Consider the following 23717-nt stretch of genomic DNA (forward strand, 5'->3'; position numbering starts at 1 on the left):
CGGACGCGGCCCCGAGGTATCCTCGGGCGCCACGCGCCAGGACCATAGGCGCCGGAGTCCGTCATGTCCCACGCGCTCCCGTCGGCCGCCGCTTCGCCGCGCAGGACCGGCTCGCTCGCGCCCTGGATCGCGCTGGCGATCGCGCTCGGCCTGACGGGCGGCCTGGCGGCGGTCGGGATCGGCCGCGGCTGGGGCCTCGACGAGCTCGAGAGCCGCGTGCTCGCGGCGCGCTACACGGCGCGCTTCGCGTTCCTGCTCTTCCTCCCGGTCTACGTCGCGAGCTCCTGGCACCGGCTGGCGCGGAGCGCGGCCTCGCGCTGGGCGCTCGCCCACCGCCGCGCGCTCGGCCTCGGCTTCGCGAGCGCCCATACCGTGCACCTGGCGGCGCTCCTGGCCGTCGTGCGCGCGAGCGGTGACGCGCCGGACCTGGCGACGCTCGCCGGGGGCGGTGGCGCCTACGCGATGACCTTCGCGATGGCCGCCACCTCGAGCGACGCGGCGGTGCGCCGGCTCGGCCGGCACTGGAAGACCCTGCACCGGGTCGGGATGCACTGGCTCTGGTTCGTGTTCGCCTTCAGCTACGCGGGCCGGGTCGCCAGCGGGCAGCTCTTCTTCGTCCCGTTCCTGGCGGCGGCCCTGGGCGGCCTGGGCCTGCGGATCGCCGCGCGGCGGCGGCAGCGACCCGCGCGCTGACGCCGGCGCCGGCGGCCGGGACGAGCCCGGGGCCCTCCAACATCCTCCCGCCGCTGCTCGAAGGCAGCGGCAGGCGCATCAACCGAAGCGGGCGCCCGTGTCACCGGGGTCCGGGACGGGCGGATCGCCGCGCCCCGAGAACTCCGCGACCAGCGCGAGGGCCACCGAGAGCAGCACCGGCCCGACGAAGAGGCCGAGCGCCCCGAAGGCCGCGAGCCCGCCGAGCACGCCGAAGAAGACGACCAGGAAGTGGATGCGCTGCGGGCTGCGGCTGATCAGGAGCGGACGCAGCACGTTGTCGATCGAGCTGACGAGCAGCGCGCCGTAGATCGCCATCCCGATCGCCGCCCCGGTGTGGCCGGCGGCGAAGAGCCAGATGGCCGCGCCGCCCCAGACGAGCAGCGGGCCCGCGGGCACGAGCGAGCCCAGCGCCGTCAGGGCGCCGAGGGCGACCGGTGAGGGCACGCCGAAGAGCGCATAGCCGATGCCAGCGATCAGGCCCTGGACCAGCGCCGTGCCGAGCAGCCCGAACACGACCGCGCGCACCACGCCGCCGACGTCGTCGACGAAGCTCTCCGGAGCCTGCGGGAAGGCGATCCGCGCGAGCCGGCGTGCGTGCGCGACGACCGTCTCGCCCTCCAGGTAGAGCACGTAGAGCGTGACCATCGTCATCGCGAACTTGAACACGTTGGCGGCGAGGCCGCCCGCCACGTCGACGAGCCGGCCCGTGATCGCGGCCGCCTGCTGGGTGGCGAAGCGGATCGCCTCGCTCGGCTCGATCCCCGCCGAAGCGCGGAGCTCCTCGAGCCGATGGCTCCATTCCGGCCGTGCGAGGATCCAGGAGGGCAGGGGCGCGCCGGCGTCGAGCCACCCGCGCACGGCCCCGACCAGGTGATTCGCCTCGCTCGCGAGCGCCACCAGCACCCACGCCACCGGGATCCCCAGCCCGAGGGCGACGGTGAGCGTGCCGATCGCCGCGGCCAGGTGCGGCCGCCCCGTGCGACGGCGCAGCGTGTGGACCAGCGGCCAGGTGACGTAGGCGGCGATGCCTGCCCAGGCCACCGGCACCAGGAAGGGACGCAGCACCCACAGCGCTGCGACCAGCATGCCGACCCCCGCGGCCACGCGGGCCAGCACGGCTCCCGCGCTGGTCCGCACCGGCGCCTGCCCGGGGCCGCTCACGCGCGCCGGTAGATCTCGGCGCCGCCCGCGCGGAAGGCCTCGCTCTGCTCGCGCAGCCCCGCCTCGCGCGCCGCTTCGGCACCGGTGCCGCGTTCGCGCGCGAAGTCGCGGATCTGCTGCGTGATCTCCATCGAGCAGAACCTCGGCCCGCACATCGAGCAGAAGTGGGCGACCTTGTGCGCCTCGTGGGGGAGCGTCGCGTCGTGCAGGCGGCGCGCGGTCTCGGGGTCGAGCGAGAGGTGGAACTGGTCCTCCCAGCGGAACTCGAAGCGCGCCTTGGAGAGCGCGTTGTCGCGGAGCTGGGCGCCCGGGTGGCCCTTGGCGAGATCGGCCGCATGGGCAGCGATCTTGTAGGCGATCACGCCCTGCTTCACGTCCTCGCGGTCGGGCAGGCCCAGGTGCTCGCGCGGGGTCACGTAGCAGAGCATCGCCGTGCCGTACCAGCCGATCATGGCGGCGCCGATCGCGCTCGTGATGTGGTCGTAGCCGGGCGCCACGTCGGTGGTGAGCGGGCCCAGCGTGTAGAAGGGCGCCTCGCCGCACCACTCGAGCTGCCGGGTCACGTTCTCGTGGATCCGCTGCATCGGCACGTGCCCGGGGCCCTCGTTCATCACCTGCACGTCGAAGGCCCAGGCGCGCCGCGTGAGCTCGCCCTGGGTCCGGAGCTCCGCGAACTGGGCCTCGTCGTTGGCGTCCTCGATCGAGCCGGGGCGCAGCCCGTCGCCGATCGAGAAGGCGACGTCGTAGGCGGCGCAGATCTCGCAGATCTCGTCCCAGTGGGTGTAGAGGAAGTTCTCCTGGTGGTGCGCGAGGCACCACTTGGCCAGGATCGAGCCGCCGCGCGAGACGATTCCCGTGCGCCGGCGGGCGGTGAGCGGCACGTAGCGGAGCAGCACGCCGGCGTGGATCGTGAAGTAGTCGACGCCCTGCTCGGCCTGCTCGACGAGCGTGTCGCGGAACGCCTCCCAGGTGAGCTCCTCGGGCCGCCCGCCCACCCTCTCGAGCGCCTGGTAGATCGGCACCGTCCCGATCGGGACCGGGCTGTTGCGCAGGATCCACTCGCGGGTCTCGTGGATGTTGCGCCCGGTCGAGAGGTCCATCGCGGTGTCGGCGCCCCAGCGGGTGGCCCAGACCAGCTTCTCGACCTCCTCCTCGATGGTGCTGGTGACGGCCGAGTTGCCGATGTTGGCGTTGATCTTCACCAGGAAGTTGCGGCCGATCGCCATCGGCTCGAGCTCGGGGTGGTTCACGTTGGCGGGCAGGATCGCGCGCCCGCGGGCGATCTCGTCGCGCACGAAGGCGGGGGTGATGACGGCGGGCAGGGCGGCGCCGAACGACTCGCCCGGGTGCTGGGCGGCGAGCTCGCGGTGGCGCTCGAGGCGCTGGCTCTCGCGGATCGCGACGAACTCCATCTCGGGCGTGATCTCGCCGCGCCGCGCGTAGTGCATCTGGGTGACGCGGCGGCCGGCGCGGGCGCGCAGGAGCGGGCGCGTGCGGGCGAAGCGCACGGCGGCGAGGCGCGGGTCGGCCTCGCGCTCGCGCGCGTAGGACGAGGCGGGCTCGCGGTGCTCCTCGACGTCGCCGCGCGCGCGGATCCAGTCGAGGCGCAGCGGCGGGAGGCCCTGGCGGAGGTCGATCGCCACCGCCGGGTCCGTGTAGGGCCCCGAGGTGTCGTAGAGCGCGATCGGGGGGTTCTCCTCGAGCACGACGGCGCCGTCGGGCCCCTGGGCCCGCGTCGGCGCCTGGCGGATCTCGCGCATCGGGACCCGGACGCCCGCCTGCGTGCCCTCGACGTAGACCTTGCTCGAGCCGGGCAGGGGCGCGCGCGTCAGGACGGAGGAGAGCGCGTCGGAGGCGGAGAGGGGTCGGGCCATGTCGCTTCCCTACGCCGGTTCCACCCGGAGGTTTGGCCGGATCAGGTTCGGGGGCTCCGCGGCGCATCCGCCGCCCGCTCGATGGACCTCCCATCGCGCCGGCGGAAGCCGTGTCTCAGGCCGTGCTCGCGGCCACACCCAGCGAATGCGGGCAGACTAGCGCCGCGCGGGCCGTCGCCAAATCCATCGCGGGCGCGCTACCTCCTCTCCGATGAGGCTCCGGCGGTCCGCGGTCGTACTGCTCGGCTCCGTCCTTCCCGCGGCTCTGCCGGCCGCCGCGGCCGGGACGCTGACCGGCGAGCTGCCGATCGTGATCGGGCACCGCGGCGCCTCCGGCTATCGCCCCGAGCACACGCTCGCGGCCTATGCGCTCGCGATCGACCAGGGCGCCGACTTCATCGAGCCGGATCTCGTCTCGACGATGGACGGTGTCCTCGTGGCCCGCCATGAGAACCAGCTCGCGGGCACCACCGACGTGGCCTCGCATCCCGAGTTCGCCGCCCGCCAGACCACCAAGACCATCGACGGCGCGGCGGTCCAGGGCTGGTTCGCCGAGGACTTCACGCTGGCCGAGCTGAAGACGCTGCGGGCCGTCGAGCGGATCCCGGGGATCCGGCCGGCGAACGCCGCCTACGACGGCTGGTTCGAGATCCCGACCTTCGACGAGATCCTGGCGCTCGTCGCGGCAAAGGAGCTCGAGCACGGCCGGCCGATCGGCCTGTACCCGGAGACCAAGCACCCGACCTATTTCGACGGCATCGGGCTCTCGCTCGAGGAGCCGCTCCTGGCCGCGCTCGCGGCCCACGGGCGCGCGGGCGCTGGCGCGCGCGTCTTCATCCAGTCCTTCGAGACGGCGAACCTGAAGGAGCTGGCCCTCGCGACCGAGCTGCCGCTCGTCCAGCTCCTGGGCTCCGGCCAGCCCTACGACTTCGTCGTGGCGGGCGACCCCCGCAGCTACGACGACCTGCGCACGCCCGCGGGCCTCGTGGAGATCGCCTCCTACGCCGACGGGGTCGGGCCCGAGAAGAACACGCTCGTCGTGCGGGACGCGAGCGGCGCGATCACGGGCCCGAGCGCGCTCGTCGCGGATGCCCACGCCGCAGGGCTGCTCGTCCATCCCTACACGTTCCGCGCCGAGCCGATCTTCCACTTCCTGGACTTCCCGGACGACCCGGTCGCCGAGATCGGGCTCTACCTCGGGCTCGGGATCGACGGCTTCTTCACCGACAACCCCGACCTCGGCGTCGCGGCCGTTGCCGCGGTGCCCGAGCCGGATCCGGTGCTGCTCGGGCTCGCCTGTCTGCTCGCGATCGCGACGCTCCGTGGAACCGTTAGGCTCTGAGGATCCGCTCGCCCGCAGGGAGGATCCATGAGCAGCTTCGGGGCCCAGCGCACGCTTCGGGTCGGGGATCGCACCTTCGAGTACTTCGCGCTCCAGGCGCTGGCCGGGGCCGGGCTCCCGGTCGAGCGGCTGCCCTTCTCGCTGCGCATCCTGCTCGAGAACCTGGTGCGCAACGAGGACGGCCAGGACGTCACCGCCGAGCAGGTGGAGGCGCTGGCGCGCTGGAACCCGGCCGCCGAGCCCGAGCGCGAGATCACCTTCCTGCCCGCCCGCGTGGTCCTCCAGGACTTCACCGGCGTGCCCTGCGTCGTGGACCTGGCCGCGATGCGCGACGCGATGGCCGCCTTCGGCGGCAAGCCCTCGAAGATCAACCCCCTCCAGCCGGTCGAGCTCGTGATCGACCACTCGGTGCAGGTCGACGCCTTCGGGTCGCCGGGCGCCTTCGAGCGCAACGTCGAGCTCGAGTTCGAGCGCAACCGCGAGCGCTACGCCTTCCTGCGCTGGGGCCAGAACGCCTTCGAGAACTTCAAGGTCGTGCCGCCCGGGACCGGGATCGTGCACCAAGTCAACCTCGAGTACCTGGCGCGGGTGGTGTTCGCCGAGGGCCCGGTCGGCCGGAGCGGGCTGCCGCTCGCCTATCCGGATACGCTCGTCGGCACCGACTCCCACACGACGATGGTGAACGGCCTCGGCGTCCTCGGCTGGGGGGTCGGCGGGATCGAGGCCGAGGCGGCGATGCTGGGCCAGCCGGTCGCGATGCTGCTCCCGCAGGTGGTGGGTGTACGGCTCTCGGGGCGGCTTCGCGAGGGCGCGACCGCCACCGACCTCGTGCTGTGCGTGACCGAGATGCTGCGCCGGCACGGCGTGGTCGGGAAGTTCGTCGAGTTCCACGGGCCGGGGCTCGCGGGGCTCCCGCTCGCCGACCGCGCGACGATCTCGAACATGTGCCCCGAGTACGGCGCCACCTGCGCGATGTTCCCGGTCGACGCCGAGACGCTGCGCTACCTGCGCCTCTCGGGCCGCCGCGAGGAGCAGGTGCAGCTCGTCGAGGCGTACACGAAGGAGCAGGGCCTCTTCCACGACGCCGGGACCCCGGCGGCGCAGTACTCGGAGGCGCTCGAGCTCGACCTCGGCAGCGTCGAGCCGAGCCTCGCCGGCCCGCGCCGGCCGCAGGACCGGGTGGCGCTCTCGCAGGCGAAGGCGTCCTTCGCGAAGGCGCTGCCCGAGCTCGTGAAGGGCGACGCCGCGAAGGCCCCCGTCGAGATCGAGCTCGCGGGCGAGCGCGTTGCCCTGCGCCACGGCGCGGTCGTGATCGCCGCGATCACGAGCTGCACCAACACCTCGAACCCGAGCGTGATGGTGGCGGCGGGCCTCCTGGCGAAGAAGGCGGTCGAGAAGGGGCTCGCGGTGCAGCCCTGGGTGAAGACCTCGCTCGCACCGGGCTCGCAGGTGGTGACGAGCTACCTGAAGGACGCCGGGCTCCTGCCGTATCTCGAGCAGCTCCGCTTCCACGTGGTGGGCTACGGCTGCACCACCTGCATCGGCAACTCCGGGCCGCTGCCGGAGCCGGTGGCCGAGGGCGTCGAGCGCGGCGGGCTCGTGGTGGCGTCGGTGCTCTCGGGCAACCGCAACTTCGAGGCGCGCGTGCATCCCGCCGTGCGCGCCAACTACCTGATGTCGCCGCCGCTCGTGGTGGCCTACGCGCTCGCCGGGCGCATGGACCTCGACCTGACGAGCGAGCCCCTCGGCCGCGGCCGCGACGGCCAGCCCGTCTTCCTGCGCGACGTCTGGCCCTCCGCGCACGAGGTGCGCGAGGTGGTCGAGGGGACGGTGAAGGCGGCGCTCTTCACCGGCACCTACGCGGACGTGTTCCGGGGTGGCTCGCGCTGGAACGAGCTCCCGGTGCCGGAGGGCGAGCGCTTCGCCTGGGACGCGGGTTCGACCTACGTGCGCCAGCCGCCCTACTTCGCCGGCATGGAACGCGAGCCCGCCGCCCTCGAGGAGATCCGCGGCGCGCGGGTGCTGGCCTGGCTCGGCGACAGCGTCACCACCGACCACATCTCGCCGGCCGGCTCGATCGCGAAGACCTCGCCGGCGGCCCGCTACCTCCTCGAGCACGGGATCGCGGCCCGGGACTTCAACTCCTACGGCTCGCGGCGCGGCAACCACGAGGTGATGGTGCGCGGCACCTTCGCGAACGTGCGGCTGCGCAACCTGCTGGCCCCGGGCACCGAGGGCGGGGTCACGGTGCACCTGCCCGGCGGTGAGCCGCTCGCGATCTTCGACGCCGCGGAGCGCTATCGCACCGAGGGCGTCCCGCTCCTCGTGCTGGCCGGCAAGGAGTACGGCTCCGGCTCGAGCCGCGACTGGGCCGCCAAGGGGCCCGCCCTGCTCGGCGTGCGCGCGGTGATCGCCGAGAGCTACGAGCGCATCCACCGCTCGAACCTGGTCGGGATGGGCGTGCTGCCGCTCGAGTTCCTCGAGGGCCAGACCCCGGCCTCGCTCGGGCTCGACGGCCGCGAGCGCTACGACGTCCTCGGGCTCGCCGAGGCGATGGCGAGCGGCTTCGCGAACGGCCGCACCCTGCGCGTCCGCGCCACCGCCGACGGCGGCCGCGTCACCGACTTCGAGGTCCGCGTCCGCCTCGACACCCCGACCGAAGGCGACTACTACGCCCACGGCGGCATCCTCCCCTACGTCCTCCGCCAGCTCCTCTGATGGACGGGGACAGTCCCGGCGATCCGGCGATTCCGGTTGCAGCGGGATCCGGAGGGCTTCTCGCGCGGGGCAAGTTCGAGGATCCGCGGGTCACCCTCGATGGCTCGCCGCGCGCAACGGTCGCGCTCGGCGCCCTGCGCACGCTGTGGTTCGCGACGGGAACGCGCTGCAACCTGGCCTGCCGCAGGTGCTACATCGAGTCCTCGCCGCGCAACGACCGGCTCGCGTACCTGAGCGCCGCCGAGGTGGGGGCGTATCTCGACGAGATCGAGCGCGCGCGGCTCGGCACCGTCGAAATCGGCTTCACCGGCGGCGAGCCCTTCCTGAACCCGGGGCTGCTTGCGATGCTCGGCGACGCGCTCGGGCGCGGGCTGCGCGTCCTGGTGCTGACCAACGCCATGCGGCCCATGATGCGCGCGCGCGAGGGGCTCCTCGGGCTCCTCGGCCAGCACGGCGACCGCCTCGTGCTGCGCGTCTCGCTCGATCACCACACCCGCGAGGGGCACGAGCGGGAGCGCGGCCCGCGGAGCTGGGAGCCGACCCTCGCCGGCCTGCGCTGGCTCGCGGAGCAGGGCTTTGCGGTGCACGTGGCCGGGCGCCGCGCGAGCGCGCGCTGGGTCGATCCCGCGGGCGGCGAGGACGAGGCGGCGCTGCGAGCCGGCTACGCCCGGCTCTTCCGCTCGCTCGGGCTCGCACTCGACGCCGCCGACCCCGCCCGGCTCGTGCTCTTCCCGGAGATGGACGCCGCGCTCGACGTCCCCGAGATCACGACCGCGTGCTGGGAGCGGCTCGGCAAGCGTCCTGGCGACGTCATGTGCGCGAGCTCGCGCATGGTCGTGAAACGCAGGGGCGCGGCGCGGCCGGTCGTGGTCGCCTGCACGCTGCTCCCCTACGACCCGCGCTTCGAGCTCGGCTGCACCCTCGGCGACGCCCGCGCGACGGTTGCGCTCAACCACCCCCACTGCGCGCGCTTCTGCGTCCTCGGCGGCGCGTCCTGCGCGGGCTAGCTAGGCCACCTCGACCCGGTCGCACTTCGCGGCGAAGACGAAGTCGCTCTCGGTGAGGCCGTCGATCGTGTGGGTCCAGATCGTGATGCGGGCGTGGCCCCAGGCGAGCGCGACGTCGGGGTGGTGGCCCTGCGCCTCGGCGATCGCGCCCACGCGGTTCACGAAGGCCAGCGCCTGCGCGAAGTCCCGGAAGCGGTAGTCCTTCTCGAGGTGGTGCTCGTCGACGACCCGCCAGCCGTTGCCCTCGGGGCCGAGCTGGCGCAGGAGGAGCAGGAGGGCCGCGCCGTGCAGGGGCGGGGCGCCGCCCTTGCAGGGCACGCACTGCCGGCTTGCGAGGTCGCTCATCGCAGCGGAGGGTGCGGGCTCAGAAGAGCGGCTCGCCCTCGTCCGGCGCGTAGGCGCTGATCTCGCAGGCGAGGCAGATCACCTCGAAGACGGGGCGCTCCCACGGTTCGGCGGGCGCCCTCCGGGCGGGCTCTAGCGGGCTGTGATCGGTCACGGGCGGTTCCTCCCTCGGGCCTCGACCTGGATAGCACCGGACACTAGCGGAGCAGCACGTCGCAGGCGAAGCGGATCCGGCGCACCAGCCGGCCGAGGGCGTTGTGGTGGATGTTGCGCCGCAGCCGGACCAGGAGCCGGCGCTGGAGCGCGTAGCGGCTCCAGGAGCGCCGCTTCCGCGCGCCGCCCTCCGGAGCAGCCGCGAGCTCGGCCTCGAGCTCGGCGCGCGGATGGCCCCAGGTCTCGAGGTCCTCGTCCGGAAGGGCCTCCAGGATCCGGGCGGCCTGCGCGAGCGCGCCGGGGGTGCGGCCCAACTCCTCGGCCCACTTCGCGACCGAGCGCGTGGTGGGGCGGGTCTCGCGGGCGACCGTGATCGGGTCGCCGAGGCCGGCCGCCGCCACGGGCGCCGGTGCCTCGCGCCCGTACTCGACCATGCCGGGCTCGAAATCGATGTCCAGGAACCCGCAGGCGCGCCGCAGCTCGCGCTCGGGCTCGCGCACGAGCTCCTCGTAGCGCAGGTGCAGGAGCGGCACCGGGCGCTCGCGCAGGAAGCGCCCGATCGCGGGCACGTAGCGCTCGAGCAGCGGGTTGTGTGCGTGTGCCACCTCGTGGTCGCCGTCGAAGAACGAATCGACGAAGCTCGACCAGACCGCGAGCGGGTGGCGCGTGAGCACGAGGTAGCGCGCCCGCGGGTAGAGCTTCGCGAGGAAGTCGAGGACCAGCGCATAGGCGGGCGTCTTCTCGAGCAGCAGGCGCCGGCCGGAGCCCGCGAGCAGGCGCTCGTAGACGGTGTCGCTGGCGGCGCGCAGGGCGTCCAGGTAGTCGGCCTCGCCGCCGGGGAGCGACTTCACGAGCTCGTGCGCGGCCTGGCGGGTGATCACGGGGTCGTAGGGCGCGCGCTCGACGCTCGCGTAGTAGCCGAGGTGCGCGAGCGGCGTCAGCAGGTGCGTCTCGGGCGGCGCCTGGATCGCCGGGTGCGCGCCGAGCATGCGCGCGGTGAGCGTCGTACCCGAGCGGGGGGCGCCGATCAGGAAGACCAGACGGTCCTGGATCGCAGGGGCGGCGGCTGCCGTGCTCACGGACGCGTGCTCCTTGGGACCGGCCGGGCGCGAGAGGATAGACTGATCGGCGTGCAGGTCTACATCGTGAGACACGCCGAGGCGGAGCCGGCGGGGGCGGAGGGCGACGCCGGGCGGCGGCTCACGGCGCGCGGGCAGCTCCAGGCGCGGGCGGCCGCCGCCGGCCTGCGCGCGCTCGACGTGCAGCTCGATCGCCTGCTCACGAGCCCCCTCCGGCGCGCCGCCGAGACCGCGGCGCTGCTCGCGGGCGAGCTCGGCGGGCCCGCGCCGGAGCCACGGGCGGTCCTCGACGGCCGGGCGCCGGCGGGCTCGATCCTGGAGGAGATGGCGGTGCTCGCGGCGCACGCGCGCGTCGCCCTGGTCGGGCACATGCCGGTGCTGGCCGAGCTCGTGGCCCTCGCGACGGCCGGGGCCGCTCCGGGCCTCGGCACGGCCAGCGTGGCGCTCCTGGAGTTCGCCGCGTGCCCGGATCGGGGGGCGGGGACGCTCTGCTGGGTGCGCAGCCCGGACCAGCTCGGGACGCTCACGCGCGGCTGAGCGCGCGCCGCGCGCGCAGCGCGAGCAGGAGCGTCGCGGCCAGGGCGCCCGCCGCGCCCGCGGGAGGCCCGGGCACCGGCACCGAGGACTGGAACACGAGCCCTCGTCCCTGCGGGTCCTCGACGTGACCCGAAAAGGTGTCGAAGGCGTCCGCGTCGCCGTGACCCCAGCCGTCCACCGCGGCGCCCACGTCGAGCTCCATCTCGACCACCAGGGTCTCGCCGACGTTGGCCTCGAACTCGATGGAGTCCAGCGCGAGCGGCGGGGCGCCGGTGTGGGCGCTCACGCTGCGCAGGATCGCGACGTCCTCGTCGGTGACGGGAGCGCCGACGTCCACGGTCTCGCTCCCGCTCGTGAAGACCTCTCCGGCCTTCAGGTCGCCCGCGTTCCACGAGGCGCTCCACGAGTCGTGGCGGGTGACCCGCGCCGTGACGCCGGCGGGCAGCGCCGGGTCGGCGTCGATGACGGACAGGCCGGTCGAGAGCTCCGCTGCGACCGCGAGCGCCCCGTGCGGGCAGTCGAAGGGGCCGCAGGTACCCGTCGGCCCGCGCCGCACCAGCAGGTCGAAGCTCACGGAGGCGCTCGCCGCGGAGTCGGCCGGGAACGAGCGCCCCCCGACCTCGAGGCTGCCCTGGCCGCCGAACACCCAGCGCAGGCCCGTGACGAGCGTGCCGTCGGCGAGCCCCGACGTGCCGGGCAGGATCGTGATCCGCTTCTCGATCGCCGTATCGGTCGCGGCGCCGCCCACCGACCCGCCGAGCGAGCCGGCGTGTGCCTCGGCACTGGCGCCGAGCTCGGTGCTCCCGGCGTCGGCCCAGCCGCTCGTCACGGAGATCGAGTGGCCGGCCTCGATCGAGCCGCGCGCGGCCCCTTGGGAGCCGAAGTGCCGGCTGGCATTCACCCGCTCGTCGCCGCGATACACGCGATCGCGTACGAACTCGGCGTCGTCGTGGTCGCCGTGGGGGCCGAGGAGCGCCTGCGAGTCGTCGTCGGACACGAGGCCCGGGACGTCGTCCGGGAAGCCGTAGGTGGCCGGCGCGCCCGCGCGTGCGATCGCGTTGCCGAGCAGCTCGACCCCGGCGTGGTCGGCCGCTCGGCCCGGGGCCGCGCCGAGGGCGAGCAGGAGGGCGGCGAGCAGGGCGGTCGAGCGAGGCATCCGGGCCTCCGGCGCCCCCGGCGCCATCCTACACCACTCGTGGACGAAGTGGGTCGGCCGGCCGACACCAGCCTAGGTCTCGAGCGCGTTCTCCCGCGCGACGCGCCCGTACCAGCGCCCCGACTCCTTGAGCGTCCGGTCGCAGGTGTCGAAGTCGACCCAGGCGAGGCCGAAGCGCTGGGCGTAGCCCTCCGCCCACTCGAAGTTGTCGAGAAGCGACCAGGCGTGGTAGCCGCGCACGTCGGCACCGGCCTGGATCGCGCGGTGCACGGCCTCGAGGTAGCCGCGGTAGAAGGCGATGCGCCGCGTGTCGTGCACGACGCCCTGGGCGTCCGGACCGTCCGCGTAGGAGCAGCCGTTCTCGGTCACCTCGATCACCGGCCGGCCGTAGTCCTTGGTGATGCGCAGCAGGATGTCGTGGAGCGCGTCCGGCCAGACCTCCCAGCCGAACTCGGTCTTCGGCCCCTCGTCGCCCCCGAGCGGGCCCACCGGGATCGCGCCGATCGCGAGCGGCCCTCCGTCCGAGGGCCCCGCCTTCACGATCGTGCGCGTGTAGAGGTTGACGCCGACGAAGTCGAGCGGCGCGCGCATCCTCTCGAAGTCGCCGTCGCGGACGCCGAGGGCGCCCTCCGGCAGGCCCTTCGGGTGCGCCTCGGGGTACTCGCCCGCGAGCGCCGGGCGCAGGAACCACTCGTTGACGAAGCGGTGCCAGCGCTCGGCGGCGTCGGCGTCGGCCTGCGAGTCGCTGGCCGGCTCGCAGGCCGAGCAGTTGAAGGCGGTGCCGATCACGAGGTCGCCGCGCGCGGCGCGCATGGCGCGGAACGCCTCGCCGTGCGCGAGGTTCACGACGTGCGTGGCGCGCAGGAAGGCCGCGGGATCGCGCCGGCCGGGCGCGTGGATCCCGACCAGGTAGCCCAGCGTCGTGAAGATGTTGGGCTCGTTGAAGATCATCCAGCTCTTCACGAGGTCGCCGAGCGCGCGCACGACGAGGTCGGCGTACTCGGCGAAGCGCCCGGCGGTGTCGCGCTCCGGCCAGCCGCCCGCATCCTCGAGCGCCTGCGGCAGGTCCCAGTGGTAGAGCGTCGGGAAGGGGCGGATGCCGGCCTCGAGCAGCGCCTCGGCGAGCTTGCGGTAGGCGTCGATCCCCTTCTGATTGGCAGCGCCACGGCCGCCCGGCTGGATGCGCGGCCACGCGATCGAGAAGCGGTAGCTCGAGAGCCCCATCTCCTTCTGGAGGGCCAGGTCCTCGCGCCAGCGGTGGTAGGAGTCGCAGGCGCGGTCCCCCGTCCAGCCGTTCTTGATCTTGCCGGGCGTGTGGCTGAAGCGATCCCAGATCGACTCGCCCTTGCCGTCCTCCTGCCAGGCGCCCTCGATCTGGTACGACGCGGTCGCGGTGCCCCAGCGGAATCCGTCCGGGAACCTGAGCTTCGCCATCACGCCCCTCCCTTCCGGGTGCCCTTCGCGCGGGCTCCGCTCGCCGTGCGGCCCGGCTTCGCCTCGCCCTCCAGCGCGGCGAGCACCTGCTCGGGGTGCGCCTCCGCCTTCGGCACCCGCTTCCAGTGCTTCTTCACCTTGCCGTCGGGCCCGATCCAGACCGTCGAGCGGATCACGCCCGTGGTCTTCTTGCCGTAGAGCACCTTCTCGCCCCAGGCGCCGTAGGCGGCCATCGCCTTCTTGTCGGGGTCCGAGAGCAGCGGGAAGGGCAGCTTGTACTTCGCCGCGAACTTCTGGTGCGACGCGCCCGAGTCGGGCGAGACGCCGACCACCGCGACGCCGCGCTTCTGGAGCGCCTTCCAAGCGTCACGGAAGCCGCAGGCCTCCTTCGTGCAGCCGGGCGTGTCGTCCTTCGGGTAGAAGTAGAGGACCAGGTCCTTGCCGGCGAAGTCGCCGAGCGAGACCTTGCCGCCCGCGTCGTCCGTGAGCGTGAACGCCGGCGCCTTCCTGCCTTCCTCGACTGCCACGGGGCTCCTCGCGATTCCGACGGGCGTGCCATCCCGATGGGCGTGCCATCCTAGCGCGATGCCCGAAGCCCAGGCAGCGCCCGCGTCCCTCGCCGATCGCGTTCGCGCCCTCGCCGGCGCCCTCGGCTTCGACCGGGCCGGCATCGCCCGCCTCGACACGCCGCTCCCGCACGCCGACCGCTTCCGCGACTGGCTCGCCCGGGGCCGCCACGGCGAGATGGCCTGGCTGGCCCGCAACCCTGAAGAGCGCCTCGACCCGCTCCGGCGATTCCCCTGGGCCCGGAGCGCCGTCGTCGTCTCGCTCGTCTACGACACGCCGCGCGAAGCGCCCGAGCGAGCCCCCGCGCAGGACCGCGCGCCGGGCAGGCGCCCGGCCGGCGAAGCCGCCGGAAGCAGCCCCCCCTCGGCCGGGATCGCCCGCTACGCCCGCGGCCGCGACTACCACGACATCCTCCTCCCCCCGCTGCGCGCCCTCGGCGACGCCCTCGAGCCGCTCGCGGGCCGCGCCGTCCAGTCGCGCGCCTACGTGGACACGGGCCCGCTCCTCGAGCGCGCACTCGCCGCGCGCGCCGGCCTCGGCTGGATCGGGCGCAACACGCTCGTGATCGACCCCGCGCTCGGCTCCTACCTGTTCCTGGGCGTCCTGCTCTGCGACCTCGACCTCCCCGGCGACCCGCTCGAGCCCGACCACTGCGGGAGCTGCCGCGCCTGTCTCGACGCCTGCCCGACCGGTGCCTTCCCGGAGCCCTACGTGCTCGACGCTTCGCGCTGTCTCTCCTACACGACGATCGAGCTGCGCAGCGCGATCCCCGAGCCGCTGCGCGCCGGGCAGGGCGACTGGGTCTTCGGCTGCGACGCGTGCCAGGAGGTGTGTCCCTGGAACACCCGCACGCGGCGCACCGTGCCCCCCGACCGCGCCGGGCTCCGCGCGGCGCTGGCGCCGCGCGCCGAGTGGGTGCGGCCCGCGCTCGCCTGGTTGCTCGCCCTCGACGAGGAGGCCTGGCGCGTCTCCACCCGGCGCGGCGCGCTGCGCCGCGCGAAGCACCGGGGGCTCCTGCGCAACGCCCTGGTGGCCGCCGGCAACGCCGGCGACCCGGCACTCGCTTCGCTCGTCGCGCGCCATGCCGCGAGCCCGGACCCCCTCATCGCCGAGCACGCGCGCTGGGCCCTCGCGCGCCTGCAGCCTCAGGCCGGCAGGGCCCCGTCGTAGGGCTGGAGCTTCGGGTCGAGGTCGATCCAGGGCGCCTTCGAGGCGACGAAGATCTGGCAGACGGCGCGCACGCCCGGGTCGTCGTCGAGGGCGCCCATCGGCACGATCGCGATCGCGCGCTCGGGGTCGAGGCGCGGGAGCTTGCCGCCGCAGTCGGCGCAGAAGGACTGCGAGAAGAAGCGCGCCTCGGGGATCTTGTAGGTACGCACGCGGTCGGCGCCGCGCACGAAGCGCAACGATGCCATCGGCGCCATCAGGTTCGTCGCGTGCGCCGCCGCGCGCGCCTTGCGGCAGCGCGTGCAGTGGCAGTAGCGCGCCGTCGTCGGCGGGCCTTCGACCACGAACGCGACGCCGCCACACAGGCAGCTCCCGCGCACCACGCCCGGCGGTGCGGGCTCGCGCGCGGGGTCGGGCAGCGCCGGGAAGTCGAAGCCCGGCGGCCAGGTCTCGAAGCGGGGCAGGGCGTCGAAGAGCTCGTACCACGGCGCGTTCGAGCCGGTGAAGATGCGCGCGAGCGGCCGGATCCCGGGGTCCTCGTCGAGCGAGCCGGCGTTCAGCACGACCCGGCCCTCGCTCGCGGGAGGCGGAACGCTCGCGCCGCAGCGCCCGCAGAACGGGCGCGGAAAGAGGCCATCCGGCGCGAACGCAACGATGCGATCACCGCCGGCCGTCATCCGGAACCCGCCCTCGGGCGCCAGGAGCCCCGTCGAGAACGCGGTGCCGTGCGCCTTGCGGCAGCGGCTGCAGTGGCAGTGCGACATCAGATCGAGGGGGCCGCCGGCCTCCCAGGTGACGTCGCCACACAGGCACGAGCCGTGGACCGTCGCCATCGCGTCCTCCCCGGGGTACGCGGCTAGCTTGGCCTGCGCGCCGCCAGGCTCGCCACCCACTCCGGGTGCCCGTTTCCGCGCAGCCCCGTCTCGAAGCGCTCGACGGCGAGTTCCGGGAAGAGCCCCGGCAGCTCGTCGTCGGCGAGGAGAAACGCCGGATTCCTGGGGCCTTGCCCGAGATCCCTCTGGCGGATCGTGAAGGTCTCGTAGAGCAGCAGACCGCCCGGCCGCAGGAGCGCCGCGAGGGCGGGTGCTAGCGGGCGGAAGAGGAAGCGCGTCACCACGACCGCGGCGAAGGCGGCCGGCGGGAACGGCAGGCCGCGCGGGTCCTCGGCATCCGCGCGCACCGGGCGGACCGGCAGACCTCCCGCGCGCGCCGCGGTCGCGAGGGCGCCGAGCGCCTCGCGGCTGCGGTCGAGCGCCGCCACGCGCAGGCCCCAGGCGGCGAGCAGCCGCGCGTGGCGCCCGCGGCCGCAGGCGAGGTCCAACACGAGTCCGTGCCGGCCGGCCGCGCGCAGCGCGGCCTCGTGCTCGCGGACGAACGGGGAGGGCGGGTCAGCCTCGTGCGGCACGCCGCGCGACGACTTCGGCGAGCCGGCCCGGGAAGTCCGACATCACGCCGTCCACGCCGAGGTCGAGGAGCCGCTCCATCTCGGCGGGCTCGTTGATCGTCCAGACGTGCACGGCGATCCCGTGGGCGTGCGCGTGCGCCACCAGCTCGCGGGTCACGAGCGGGCGGCCCCCGAAGGCGGGCGGTACCTGGAGGGCCATCGGGCCGGGCGGCGGGGGCTTGCCGTCGAGCGCGGCGCGCACGCAGGCCACCACGTCGCCCGCCGAGGCGCCCACGGCCGGGCGCACCCCCGTCGTGGCGAGGTGCGCGCGCAGGTCGTCCATCGTGTCGTTCTCGGCCGCGGCGAGGAGCACGGTGTCCTCGCGCCCGAGGCGGCGTATCAGCTCCACGGTGTCCGCGATCAGCGCCGGGATCCGCTCCTTGATCTCGACGTTGAAGCGCACCTGCGGGAAGCCGCGCAGGGCGTCCTCGAGGAGCGGGATGCGGTGCCCCTTGCCGCGCTCGGGGAAGCCGCCCTCCGGCGGTGTGAAGCGGAAGCCCGCGTCGAGGCTCCGGAGCTCGGCGAGGGTGTGGTCCGCGATCCGGCCCGTGCCGTCGGTCGTGCGCTCGAGCGTGTCGTCGTGGAAGAGCACGAGCGCGCCGTCGCGGGTCCGGTGGACGTCGGTCTCGAGGATCACGGCCCCCTGCGCGACCGCTCGCTCGAAGGAGGCGATCGTGTTCTCGGGCCGCTCGCCCGAGGCTCCGCGGTGGCCGATCACGGTCGGCACCGGCACGTCGAAGAAGGGGTGTCGCATGGGGCCGGACGGTATCATGCGCGCCCTGCGAGAGGACGATGGGGGTGCATGGCGGTCCTGACCCGTGACGTGATCCGGCGCGAGATCGAGGCGGGCCGGCTCGTGATCGAGCCGCTTGCGCCCGAGCAGATCGGTCCCGCCTCGATCGACCTCACGCTCGGCGACGAGATCCGGGTCCTCGAGCCGGGCGGCGAGTCGATCCCGATCCGGGACGGGACCGACTACCGCGACCACACGCGCCCGCTGCGCCTCGAGCGGCCCTTCCTGCTGGCGCCGGGCGGCACGATCCACGGGATCACGGCGGAGCGCGTCACCCTGCCGCCGGACCTGTGCGGCTTTCTCGAAGGCCGCAGCCGCTTTGCCCGGCTCGGGCTCATGATCCACGTGACCTCGGCCTTCGTGCAGCCCGGGGTCTCGAACCGCCAGGTGCTCGAGATGAGCAACGTCTCCGGCCACCCGCTCGAGATCCATCCCGGCGTGCGGCTGTGCCAGCTCGTTCTCATGCGCACCGAGGGCAGCGCCGTGTACGGCGGCCGCTTTGCCGGCCAGGAGCGCCCGTAGGGCGATGCGGGCGGTCGCCCAGCGCGTCGCGCGCGCGCGGATCACGGTGGCGGGCGAGCCGGTGGGCGAGATGGGCGCGGGGCTCCTGGCGCTGGTCGGGGTCGCGCGCGCGGACGGGCCCGCGGAGGCCGCCCTGCTCGCACGCAAGCTCGTGCACCTGCGGATCTTCCCGGGTGCCCGGGGCGGCATGGACGCCTCCCTGCTCGAGAGCGGCGGGACCCTCGGCGTGGTCTCGCAGTTCACCCTGCTCGGCGACGCCCGCCAGGGCCGGCGGCCCTCCTGGGCGGAGGCTGCCCCGCCCGAGCAGGCCGAGCCCCTCCTCGACGCGCTCTGCGCCGCCGCCCGCGAGCTGGGGGCGCCGGTCGTCACGGGCCGCTTCCGCGCGACCATGGCGGTCGAGCTCGTGAACGAGGGCCCCGTCACGATCCTGCTCGACACCGAGCGCCGCTTCTGAATCGCGCGCCCGGGCCCGCCGTCGATCCCCCGCGTTCCTCGCGGGTTGCACACCCCATCTTTGCCGGCACACTCCGTGCCCAGGGGGAGGCAGCCCATCGGCTGCCGGAGGAGAGGCACGATGACCGAACGACTCGGCACTCGACGTGATGCGCGGCTCGCGGGAGCCCTGGCCGTGGTGCTCGCCGCTGGTGTGGCGGCGGGGCCGGCCGCTGCGGAAGAGATCGTCTCGCCGGAGACCAAGGAGACCGCCTCGCAGGGCGGGGTGGGCGCCGCCGCGGGCCTGACCTCCGTGGTCTACGCACCGCTCAAGGTCGCCTACGCGGCGGGCGGCTCGGTGGTGGCCGGGCTCGCCTACGTGCTCTCGGGCGGGGACAAGGAGGTCGCGAAGCCGATCTTCGACGCCTCGGTGCGGGGCGACTACGTGGTCACGCCCCAGCACCTGCGCGGCGAACGTGAGATCGAGTTCGTGGGCCGACCGCAGAGCGACCAGGCCCTGCGGAGCGCCCCCGGCCCCGACGTCTCGGCGAACAAGTCGGCGGCGAAGGGAGCCGGGGAGAGCTGGGACTGATCGGCACCGGCTCCCGGGCGACGCTCGAGGGAACCAGCGTGTAGGCTGCCGTTCGTTCCCGGCGTCTGGCGAGCGGAGCGGCCGGTCCTCCGGACGGGAAGCACGCCGCGAGCCGGAGGCGAGCGAAGGCCATCGGGACGCCAGCGGGCTGGCAAAGGAGCACTCTGCCGTGGACGGCGTCTCTGCGAGCGCTTTCGCGACCGCGTGGGTGGCGGGGCTGCTCTCGGTGCTGTCGCCCTGCGTGCTGCCGCTGATGCCCGCCTACCTGTCGCTCGTCTCCGGGATCTCGGTCGAGGAGCTGCGGGCGCGGGCGGACGAGGCGGAGGTGCGCCGGCGCGTCCTGATCGCCGCCGGGGCCTTCGTGGCCGGCTTCTCCCTGGTCTTCGTGGTGCTCGGCGCCTCGGCCACCGTCGCCGGCCGCTGGCTGCGGGCCTTCCGGCTCGACGTCCTCGGGCTCGAGATCGGGATCCACCAGATCGCCGGCCTCGTGATCATCGTGATGGGGCTCCACCTGGCCGGCGTCCTGCGGATCCCCTGGCTGTACGGGGAGCGGCGCTTCGAGGGCCCCAAGCAGCCGACCGGGCCGCTCGGTGCGGCCGCCGTGGGAGCGGCCTTCGCGTTCGGCTGGACGCCCTGCGTCGGGCCGATCCTCGGCGGGATCCTGACCCTGGCGGGCGCGCGCGAGACGGTGGGGCAGGGGGTCGGCCTGCTCCTCGTCTACTCGTTCGGCCTCGGGGTCCCGTTCCTGCTCGCGGCCTGGAGCCTCGAGCGCTTCCTGGTGGCGATGGGCGGGCTGCGCCGCCACCTCCACAAGCTCGAGGTCGCGGCCGGGGTCCTGCTCGTCGTGATCGGCGCGCTGGTGGTGACGAACCAGTTGAGCCGGCTGAACGGCTACTTCCAGTTCCTGGAGGAGGTGGTCGTGCGGCTCGAGGAGTCGTTGCTGTGAGGGCCTCGCGGGAGCGGGCGCTCCCACGCCGCGCTCGCGCCCTCGCCCTGCTCGCGCTCCTGCTGGCCGGCTGCCTCGCCGAGGAGCGCCCGGCCGGACCGGCGCCGCCCTTCACCCTGCCCGACCTCGAGGGCCGGGAGCTCGCGCTCGCGGACCTGGCCGGCCGGACCGTGGTGGTGGACTTCTGGGCGACCTGGTGCGAGCCCTGCAAGGCCCAGATCCCGGTGCTGAACCGCTTCCAGCGCGAGCACCCCGAGGTGGCCGTGCTCGGTGTCGCGGTCGACGCGGACGGGCTCGCCGTGGTCGAGCCCTTCGCCCGCGAGCACGCGATCGGCTACCGGGTGCTGCTCGGGAGCGAGTCGCTCGCCCGCGAGTACGGGGTGCCCGGCTTCCCTGCGCTCGTGATCGTGGACGCCGCGGGCCGGCTCGACTCGCTCCACCTGGGCGTCGTCACCCCCGAGGCCCTCGAGGAGGCGGTGGTGGCGGCGGCGGACGGGCCCTAAAGCCGTCCGGGAGCGCGGTCGAAACACCCGTGCGTGGACCCGCTCGCGATCTCCCAGGGCAACGGCGACTCGCTCCCGCCCGACACCACCCAGGGCCGCGTCCGGCGCGCCTTCCTGCGCACGGTGCCGGCCGGTCAGGTGCTGTTCGAGATCGGCGACCCGGGCGAGCCCCTCTTCGTGGTGCAGGCGGGTGAGGTGGCACTGCTCGAGGCGGGAGCCGAAGGCGCGGCGCGCCTGCTCGCGCGCCTGGGCCCCGGCGACCCGGTCGGCGAGACCGACGCCGTCCTGGGTCGCTCGCGCACGGTACGCGCCGTGGCGACGACCGACGCGCGGCTGCTCCAGCTCGATCGCGAGACCTTCCGCGAGATGTGCCTCGCGCGGCCCGAGATCGCGCTGCGCATCGTCGAGCGGCTCGCGCAGCGCACCGCGGATCTCGAGCGGCGGCTCGGCGCGCTCGGCATGAACGACCTGGTGCGGCCCGTCGTGCGCAGTCTCCTGCGTCACGCGCCCGCCGGCGCGGCCGGGAGCGCGCGCCTCGCGCTCGGCCTGCGCGCGATCGCCGAGAGCGCGGGCCTCTCGCTCCGCGACGCCCACCGCGGCCTGTGCGAGCTCTTCGACCGCAAGCTCGTGCGGCTCGTCGAGGACGCGCTGCTCGTGCCCGACGTGAGCGCCCTCGCGGCCTGCCTCGAGGACGACTCCGACTCGACCGGCTCCGGCTCCGCGCGTTGACCCCCGGCGAAGCCGTGCGGTAGTGTGCCCGCCCGAGGGGGCGACCACGTTGCGCAGGGCTCGTCTGGCGCTTGCCATGCTCGTGGCGTTGCTACCCGCCGGCGGCCTCGCCCAGATCCTCGACGCCGGCCGGATCGAAGGCCCCTTCCAGGTCGTGGCCGACGAGGTCGAGTACCAGGCCGACCGCGACGCCTACGTGGCGCGCGGCAACGTCGTCATCACCCAGGAAGGGCGCCGGCTCACCGCCGACCGGGTGCTGTTCAGCAACAAGACCGGAGTCGGGGTCGCGTCGGGCGACGTCGTGATCACCGAGGGCGGGGACCGCCTCACCTCGGACCTGGTCCAGTTCAACGCGGGCGATCTCACCGGCGTCGTCTTCCGGGGGCGCCTCGACTCGACGTCGAGCCTGTTCACGATGGAGGGCCGCGAGGTCGAGAAGACCGGCGAGAAGACCTACCGCTTCGTCGACGGGCGCTTCACGACCTGTCGCTGCCCGGATCCCGACGCTCGCGAGCCCTGGCACCTGACCGCCGGGAAGGCCGACCTCGAGATCGAGGGCTACGCCCGGGCGCGCAACGCCACCTTCGAGGTCCTGGGCGTGCCGGTGCTCTGGGCTCCCTGGGTGATCTACCCGCTCAAGACCGAGCGCCAGACCGGCTTCCTGTTCCCGGACGGCGGCGTCTCGGACCGCAACGGCGTCGAGATCGCGCTGCCGTTCTTCTGGGCGGCGCGTGAAGACCTGAACGTGACGATCACGCCCGAGTACCTGACCAAGCGCGGCTTCAAGCCGAGCGTGGATCTCGAGTACGTGTTCGGCGAGCGCGGCACGACCCAGCTCTACGGGACCTTCATCTCCGATCAGGAGATCGACCCCGACGACCCGGAGACGCCCTTCTCGAAGGAGCGCTGGGGGGGTCGCCTGCGGCACGTGATGGACCTGCCGGCCCGCTCCTGGCTCGCCGCCGACGGGGTGGCCATCTCGGACAACGAGATGCCCTTCGACTTCGACGACTTCGACACGTACCGGGCGGACCGTTACCTGAGCTCGCGCGCCTTCGCGGCGACCCGCTTCGGCCCGGGCGACGCGTTCGGCTTCGAGAGCGCGCTGCTGCTCAGCGACGACCTCCAGAACCCCGACGACCAGGACCGCGACAACGTGCTGCTCCAGCGGCTGCCCGAGCTCGACTGGAGCGCTGCCCCCGGGTCCGTGCCGCTGCTGCGCGGACTCGTCGCCGGCGCCGACCTCGACTACGTGAACTTCCAGCAGTTCGGCGATCCGAACGAAGCCACCCGCGCGCTGCGGATCGGCGACTTCTTCTACGACACCGGCGCCGACGCGATCGCGAACCGCCAGGAGCGCGACTCGGCGGGCAACGGCAACCCGAACCCCGCGGTCGATCTCCACAACGACGGCACCGAGCTCGTGCCCGGGGAGTCCGAGAACAACGGGGTCTTCGACGAAGGCGAGCCGCTGGCCGACCAGGGGCACCGGGTCGTGGCGCACCCGCGCCTCGCGTACCCCTTCCAGGTGGCCGACGCCGTCGAGGTGGTCCCGGAGGTCGGCTGGTACGGGACCTTCTACGACACCCATCTCGTCGGCACCGACGCTCGCAACCTGTTCACGGGGCGGCTCGACCTCCGCTCGCGCCTGCGCGGCGACCTCGACCTTCCCTTCGAGATGGGTCGCACCGGCCACTGGATCGAGCCCCACGTCTCCTGGGTGGTGCTCCAGGGGGACGAGGACGACGACAACCCGCTGCTCGTTCCCACCACCGCCGTGCCCCAGGACCGGCTGCGCCAGCTCGCGGTCGACAACCTGATCCTCGATCCCTCGGACCGCCTCTCGGACCTGAACTCGCTCGTGTTCGGGGTCGGCCAGCGCTTCCTGCGCGGCGGGGCCGGTGGGCTGGTGGCCGAGCTCGACGTCTCGGGGGAGTACCGCTTTGAGGGCACCGAGTTCGGGCCTGCGGTGGTGCAGGGCAGGGCACAGCTCCCCTACGGCTTCTGGACGCGCGGCCACATGAGCGTCGACGTCGAGGAGGCGGAGTTCGCCGACGGCCTGGCGGACGTCGCCTGGAGCCACGCCTTCGGGCACATGGCCGGCCTCCGCTACCGCTACCTGCGCGACATCCCGCGCTTCTTCGAGGCCTTCGTCAGCAGCGACGACCGCTTCGGGGACTTCACCGAGGGATTCGCGCGCGTGAACCAGATCGGTGGCTTCGCGCGCGCGCAGTTCACCAGGCAGTGGGCGGCCACCTACGCGGGCAACTTCAGCTTCGAGAACACCCTCTCGCTCACCCACCAGTTCGGCCTCGAGTACCTCTCGCGCTGCCGCTGCTGGGCGGTGCGCCTGGAGGTGCAGGAGGACCGCGTGCGCGGGCTCTCCTGGAGCATCAACTACCGCCTGCTCGGCCTCGGCGACGACCGCGAGCGTCCCTTCCAGGGCGCGGGTGGCCGCGGCTTTGCAGGTTTCCAGGGGCTTTGATAGAACCCTGCGGCCGC

At 74.0% G+C, this 23717-nt stretch carries 24 protein-coding genes; 13 read left to right on the forward strand and 11 right to left on the reverse strand.

The window, feature by feature from the left end; genetic code table 11:
• Nucleotides 1–63 precede the first annotated feature (63 nt).
• Nucleotides 64–693 (forward strand): hypothetical protein, encoded by a 630-nt coding sequence (locus OZ948_03190; GenBank protein ID MEB2343724.1) that lies wholly within the window; start codon nt 64–66, stop codon nt 691–693.
• A gap of 78 nt (nt 694–771) precedes the next feature.
• On the opposite strand, the gene OZ948_03195 is transcribed toward OZ948_03190, so the two are convergent.
• Both OZ948_03195 and thiC read right to left on the reverse strand, forming a co-directional pair.
• A complete protein-coding gene (locus OZ948_03195) occupies nt 772–1875 on the reverse strand; it encodes an AI-2E family transporter (GenBank protein MEB2343725.1) in 1104 nt (367 codons plus the stop codon).
• On the reverse strand, nt 1872–3749 hold the full coding sequence (gene thiC, locus OZ948_03200; GenBank protein MEB2343726.1) for a phosphomethylpyrimidine synthase ThiC: 1878 nt from the start codon (nt 3747–3749) through the stop codon (nt 1872–1874). The genes OZ948_03195 and thiC overlap by 4 nt, the downstream gene beginning before the upstream one ends.
• A gap of 211 nt (nt 3750–3960) precedes the next feature.
• Between thiC and OZ948_03205 the strand changes: the two genes are divergently transcribed.
• From OZ948_03205 to OZ948_03215, 3 genes are read left to right on the forward strand one after another with little or no spacing between them, the layout of a single operon-like run.
• Entirely contained in the window at nt 3961–5091 is a 1131-nt protein-coding gene (locus OZ948_03205) for a glycerophosphodiester phosphodiesterase (GenBank protein ID MEB2343727.1), read from the forward strand.
• 27 nt (nt 5092–5118) lie between these two features.
• Nucleotides 5119–7809 (forward strand): aconitate hydratase AcnA, encoded by a 2691-nt coding sequence (gene acnA, locus OZ948_03210; protein ID MEB2343728.1) that lies wholly within the window; start codon nt 5119–5121, stop codon nt 7807–7809.
• Nucleotides 7809–8816, forward strand: a complete 1008-nt coding sequence (locus OZ948_03215) for a radical SAM protein (GenBank protein ID MEB2343729.1) — start codon at nt 7809–7811, stop codon at nt 8814–8816. The genes acnA and OZ948_03215 overlap by 1 nt, the downstream gene beginning before the upstream one ends.
• On the opposite strand, the gene OZ948_03220 is transcribed toward OZ948_03215, so the two are convergent.
• The 3 genes from OZ948_03220 to OZ948_03230 are packed head-to-tail and all read right to left on the reverse strand — an operon-like array spanning nt 8817 to nt 10393.
• Complete coding sequence (locus tag OZ948_03220) at nt 8817–9161, reverse strand: 4a-hydroxytetrahydrobiopterin dehydratase (GenBank protein ID MEB2343730.1); 345 nt, start codon at nt 9159–9161, stop codon at nt 8817–8819.
• Between the two features lie 19 nt (nt 9162–9180).
• Nucleotides 9181–9315: a hypothetical protein gene (locus OZ948_03225; protein ID MEB2343731.1), complete on the reverse strand. Its 135-nt coding sequence runs from the start codon at nt 9313–9315 to the stop codon at nt 9181–9183.
• Between the two features lie 43 nt (nt 9316–9358).
• Nucleotides 9359–10393 carry a sulfotransferase gene (locus OZ948_03230; protein ID MEB2343732.1) on the reverse strand — a complete coding sequence of 345 codons (1035 nt, stop codon included), beginning with the start codon at nt 10391–10393 and terminating at the stop codon, nt 9359–9361.
• Nucleotides 10394–10444: 51 nt separating this feature from the next.
• Here OZ948_03230 and sixA point away from each other — a divergent pair, with 51 nt between their 5' ends.
• The gene (gene sixA / locus OZ948_03235; GenBank protein ID MEB2343733.1) at nt 10445–10930 is read left to right on the forward strand and encodes a phosphohistidine phosphatase SixA; all 486 of its coding nucleotides are present in this window, start codon (nt 10445–10447) and stop codon (nt 10928–10930) included.
• Here sixA and OZ948_03240 read toward each other — a convergent pair.
• From OZ948_03240 to OZ948_03250, 3 genes are all read right to left on the reverse strand, one after another.
• On the reverse strand, nt 10917–12086 hold the full coding sequence (locus OZ948_03240; protein ID MEB2343734.1) for a hypothetical protein: 1170 nt from the start codon (nt 12084–12086) through the stop codon (nt 10917–10919). The genes sixA and OZ948_03240 overlap by 14 nt on opposite strands.
• Before the next feature lie 72 nt (nt 12087–12158).
• On the reverse strand, nt 12159–13520 hold the full coding sequence (locus tag OZ948_03245; protein MEB2343735.1) for a GH1 family beta-glucosidase: 1362 nt from the start codon (nt 13518–13520) through the stop codon (nt 12159–12161).
• A complete protein-coding gene (locus tag OZ948_03250; protein ID MEB2343736.1) occupies nt 13520–14047 on the reverse strand; it encodes a peroxiredoxin in 528 nt (175 codons plus the stop codon). Before OZ948_03250 ends, OZ948_03245 begins: the two co-directional genes overlap by 1 nt.
• A gap of 58 nt (nt 14048–14105) precedes the next feature.
• Between OZ948_03250 and queG the strand changes: the two genes are divergently transcribed.
• Nucleotides 14106–15257 (forward strand): tRNA epoxyqueuosine(34) reductase QueG, encoded by a 1152-nt coding sequence (queG, locus tag OZ948_03255; protein ID MEB2343737.1) that lies wholly within the window; start codon nt 14106–14108, stop codon nt 15255–15257.
• On the opposite strand, the gene OZ948_03260 is transcribed toward queG, so the two are convergent.
• From OZ948_03260 to OZ948_03270, 3 genes are read right to left on the reverse strand one after another with little or no spacing between them, the layout of a single operon-like run.
• A complete protein-coding gene (locus tag OZ948_03260) occupies nt 15233–16087 on the reverse strand; it encodes a GFA family protein (protein MEB2343738.1) in 855 nt (284 codons plus the stop codon). The two genes, queG and OZ948_03260, sit on opposite strands and share 25 nt — an antisense overlap.
• A gap of 23 nt (nt 16088–16110) precedes the next feature.
• A complete protein-coding gene (locus tag OZ948_03265) occupies nt 16111–16659 on the reverse strand; it encodes a class I SAM-dependent methyltransferase (GenBank protein MEB2343739.1) in 549 nt (182 codons plus the stop codon).
• A complete protein-coding gene (locus OZ948_03270; protein ID MEB2343740.1) occupies nt 16643–17452 on the reverse strand; it encodes a glycerophosphodiester phosphodiesterase in 810 nt (269 codons plus the stop codon). The genes OZ948_03265 and OZ948_03270 overlap by 17 nt, the downstream gene beginning before the upstream one ends.
• Nucleotides 17453–17500: 48 nt before the next feature.
• Here OZ948_03270 and dcd point away from each other — a divergent pair, with 48 nt between their 5' ends.
• The 7 genes from dcd to lptD all read left to right on the forward strand — a co-directional run bounded on the left by dcd (nt 17501) and on the right by lptD (nt 23700).
• A complete protein-coding gene (dcd, locus tag OZ948_03275) occupies nt 17501–18013 on the forward strand; it encodes a dCTP deaminase (protein MEB2343741.1) in 513 nt (170 codons plus the stop codon).
• A 4-nt stretch (nt 18014–18017) separates the two neighbouring features.
• Nucleotides 18018–18467: a D-aminoacyl-tRNA deacylase gene (gene dtd, locus OZ948_03280; protein ID MEB2343742.1), complete on the forward strand. Its 450-nt coding sequence runs from the start codon at nt 18018–18020 to the stop codon at nt 18465–18467.
• Nucleotides 18468–18587: 120 nt separating this feature from the next.
• Complete coding sequence (locus OZ948_03285) at nt 18588–19037, forward strand: hypothetical protein (GenBank protein MEB2343743.1); 450 nt, start codon at nt 18588–18590, stop codon at nt 19035–19037.
• Nucleotides 19038–19206: 169 nt separating this feature from the next.
• Nucleotides 19207–19983 (forward strand): cytochrome c biogenesis protein CcdA, encoded by a 777-nt coding sequence (locus OZ948_03290; protein ID MEB2343744.1) that lies wholly within the window; start codon nt 19207–19209, stop codon nt 19981–19983.
• Nucleotides 19980–20486: a TlpA disulfide reductase family protein gene (locus tag OZ948_03295; GenBank protein ID MEB2343745.1), complete on the forward strand. Its 507-nt coding sequence runs from the start codon at nt 19980–19982 to the stop codon at nt 20484–20486. Before OZ948_03290 ends, OZ948_03295 begins: the two co-directional genes overlap by 4 nt.
• A gap of 33 nt (nt 20487–20519) precedes the next feature.
• A complete protein-coding gene (locus OZ948_03300; protein MEB2343746.1) occupies nt 20520–21215 on the forward strand; it encodes a Crp/Fnr family transcriptional regulator in 696 nt (231 codons plus the stop codon).
• A gap of 49 nt (nt 21216–21264) precedes the next feature.
• A complete protein-coding gene (gene lptD / locus OZ948_03305; GenBank protein MEB2343747.1) occupies nt 21265–23700 on the forward strand; it encodes an LPS assembly protein LptD in 2436 nt (811 codons plus the stop codon).
• Nucleotides 23701–23717 lie beyond the last annotated feature (17 nt).

Source organism: Deltaproteobacteria bacterium (genome assembly GCA_035063765.1).
Classification (GTDB): domain Bacteria; phylum Myxococcota_A; class UBA9160; order UBA9160; family PR03; genus CAADGG01.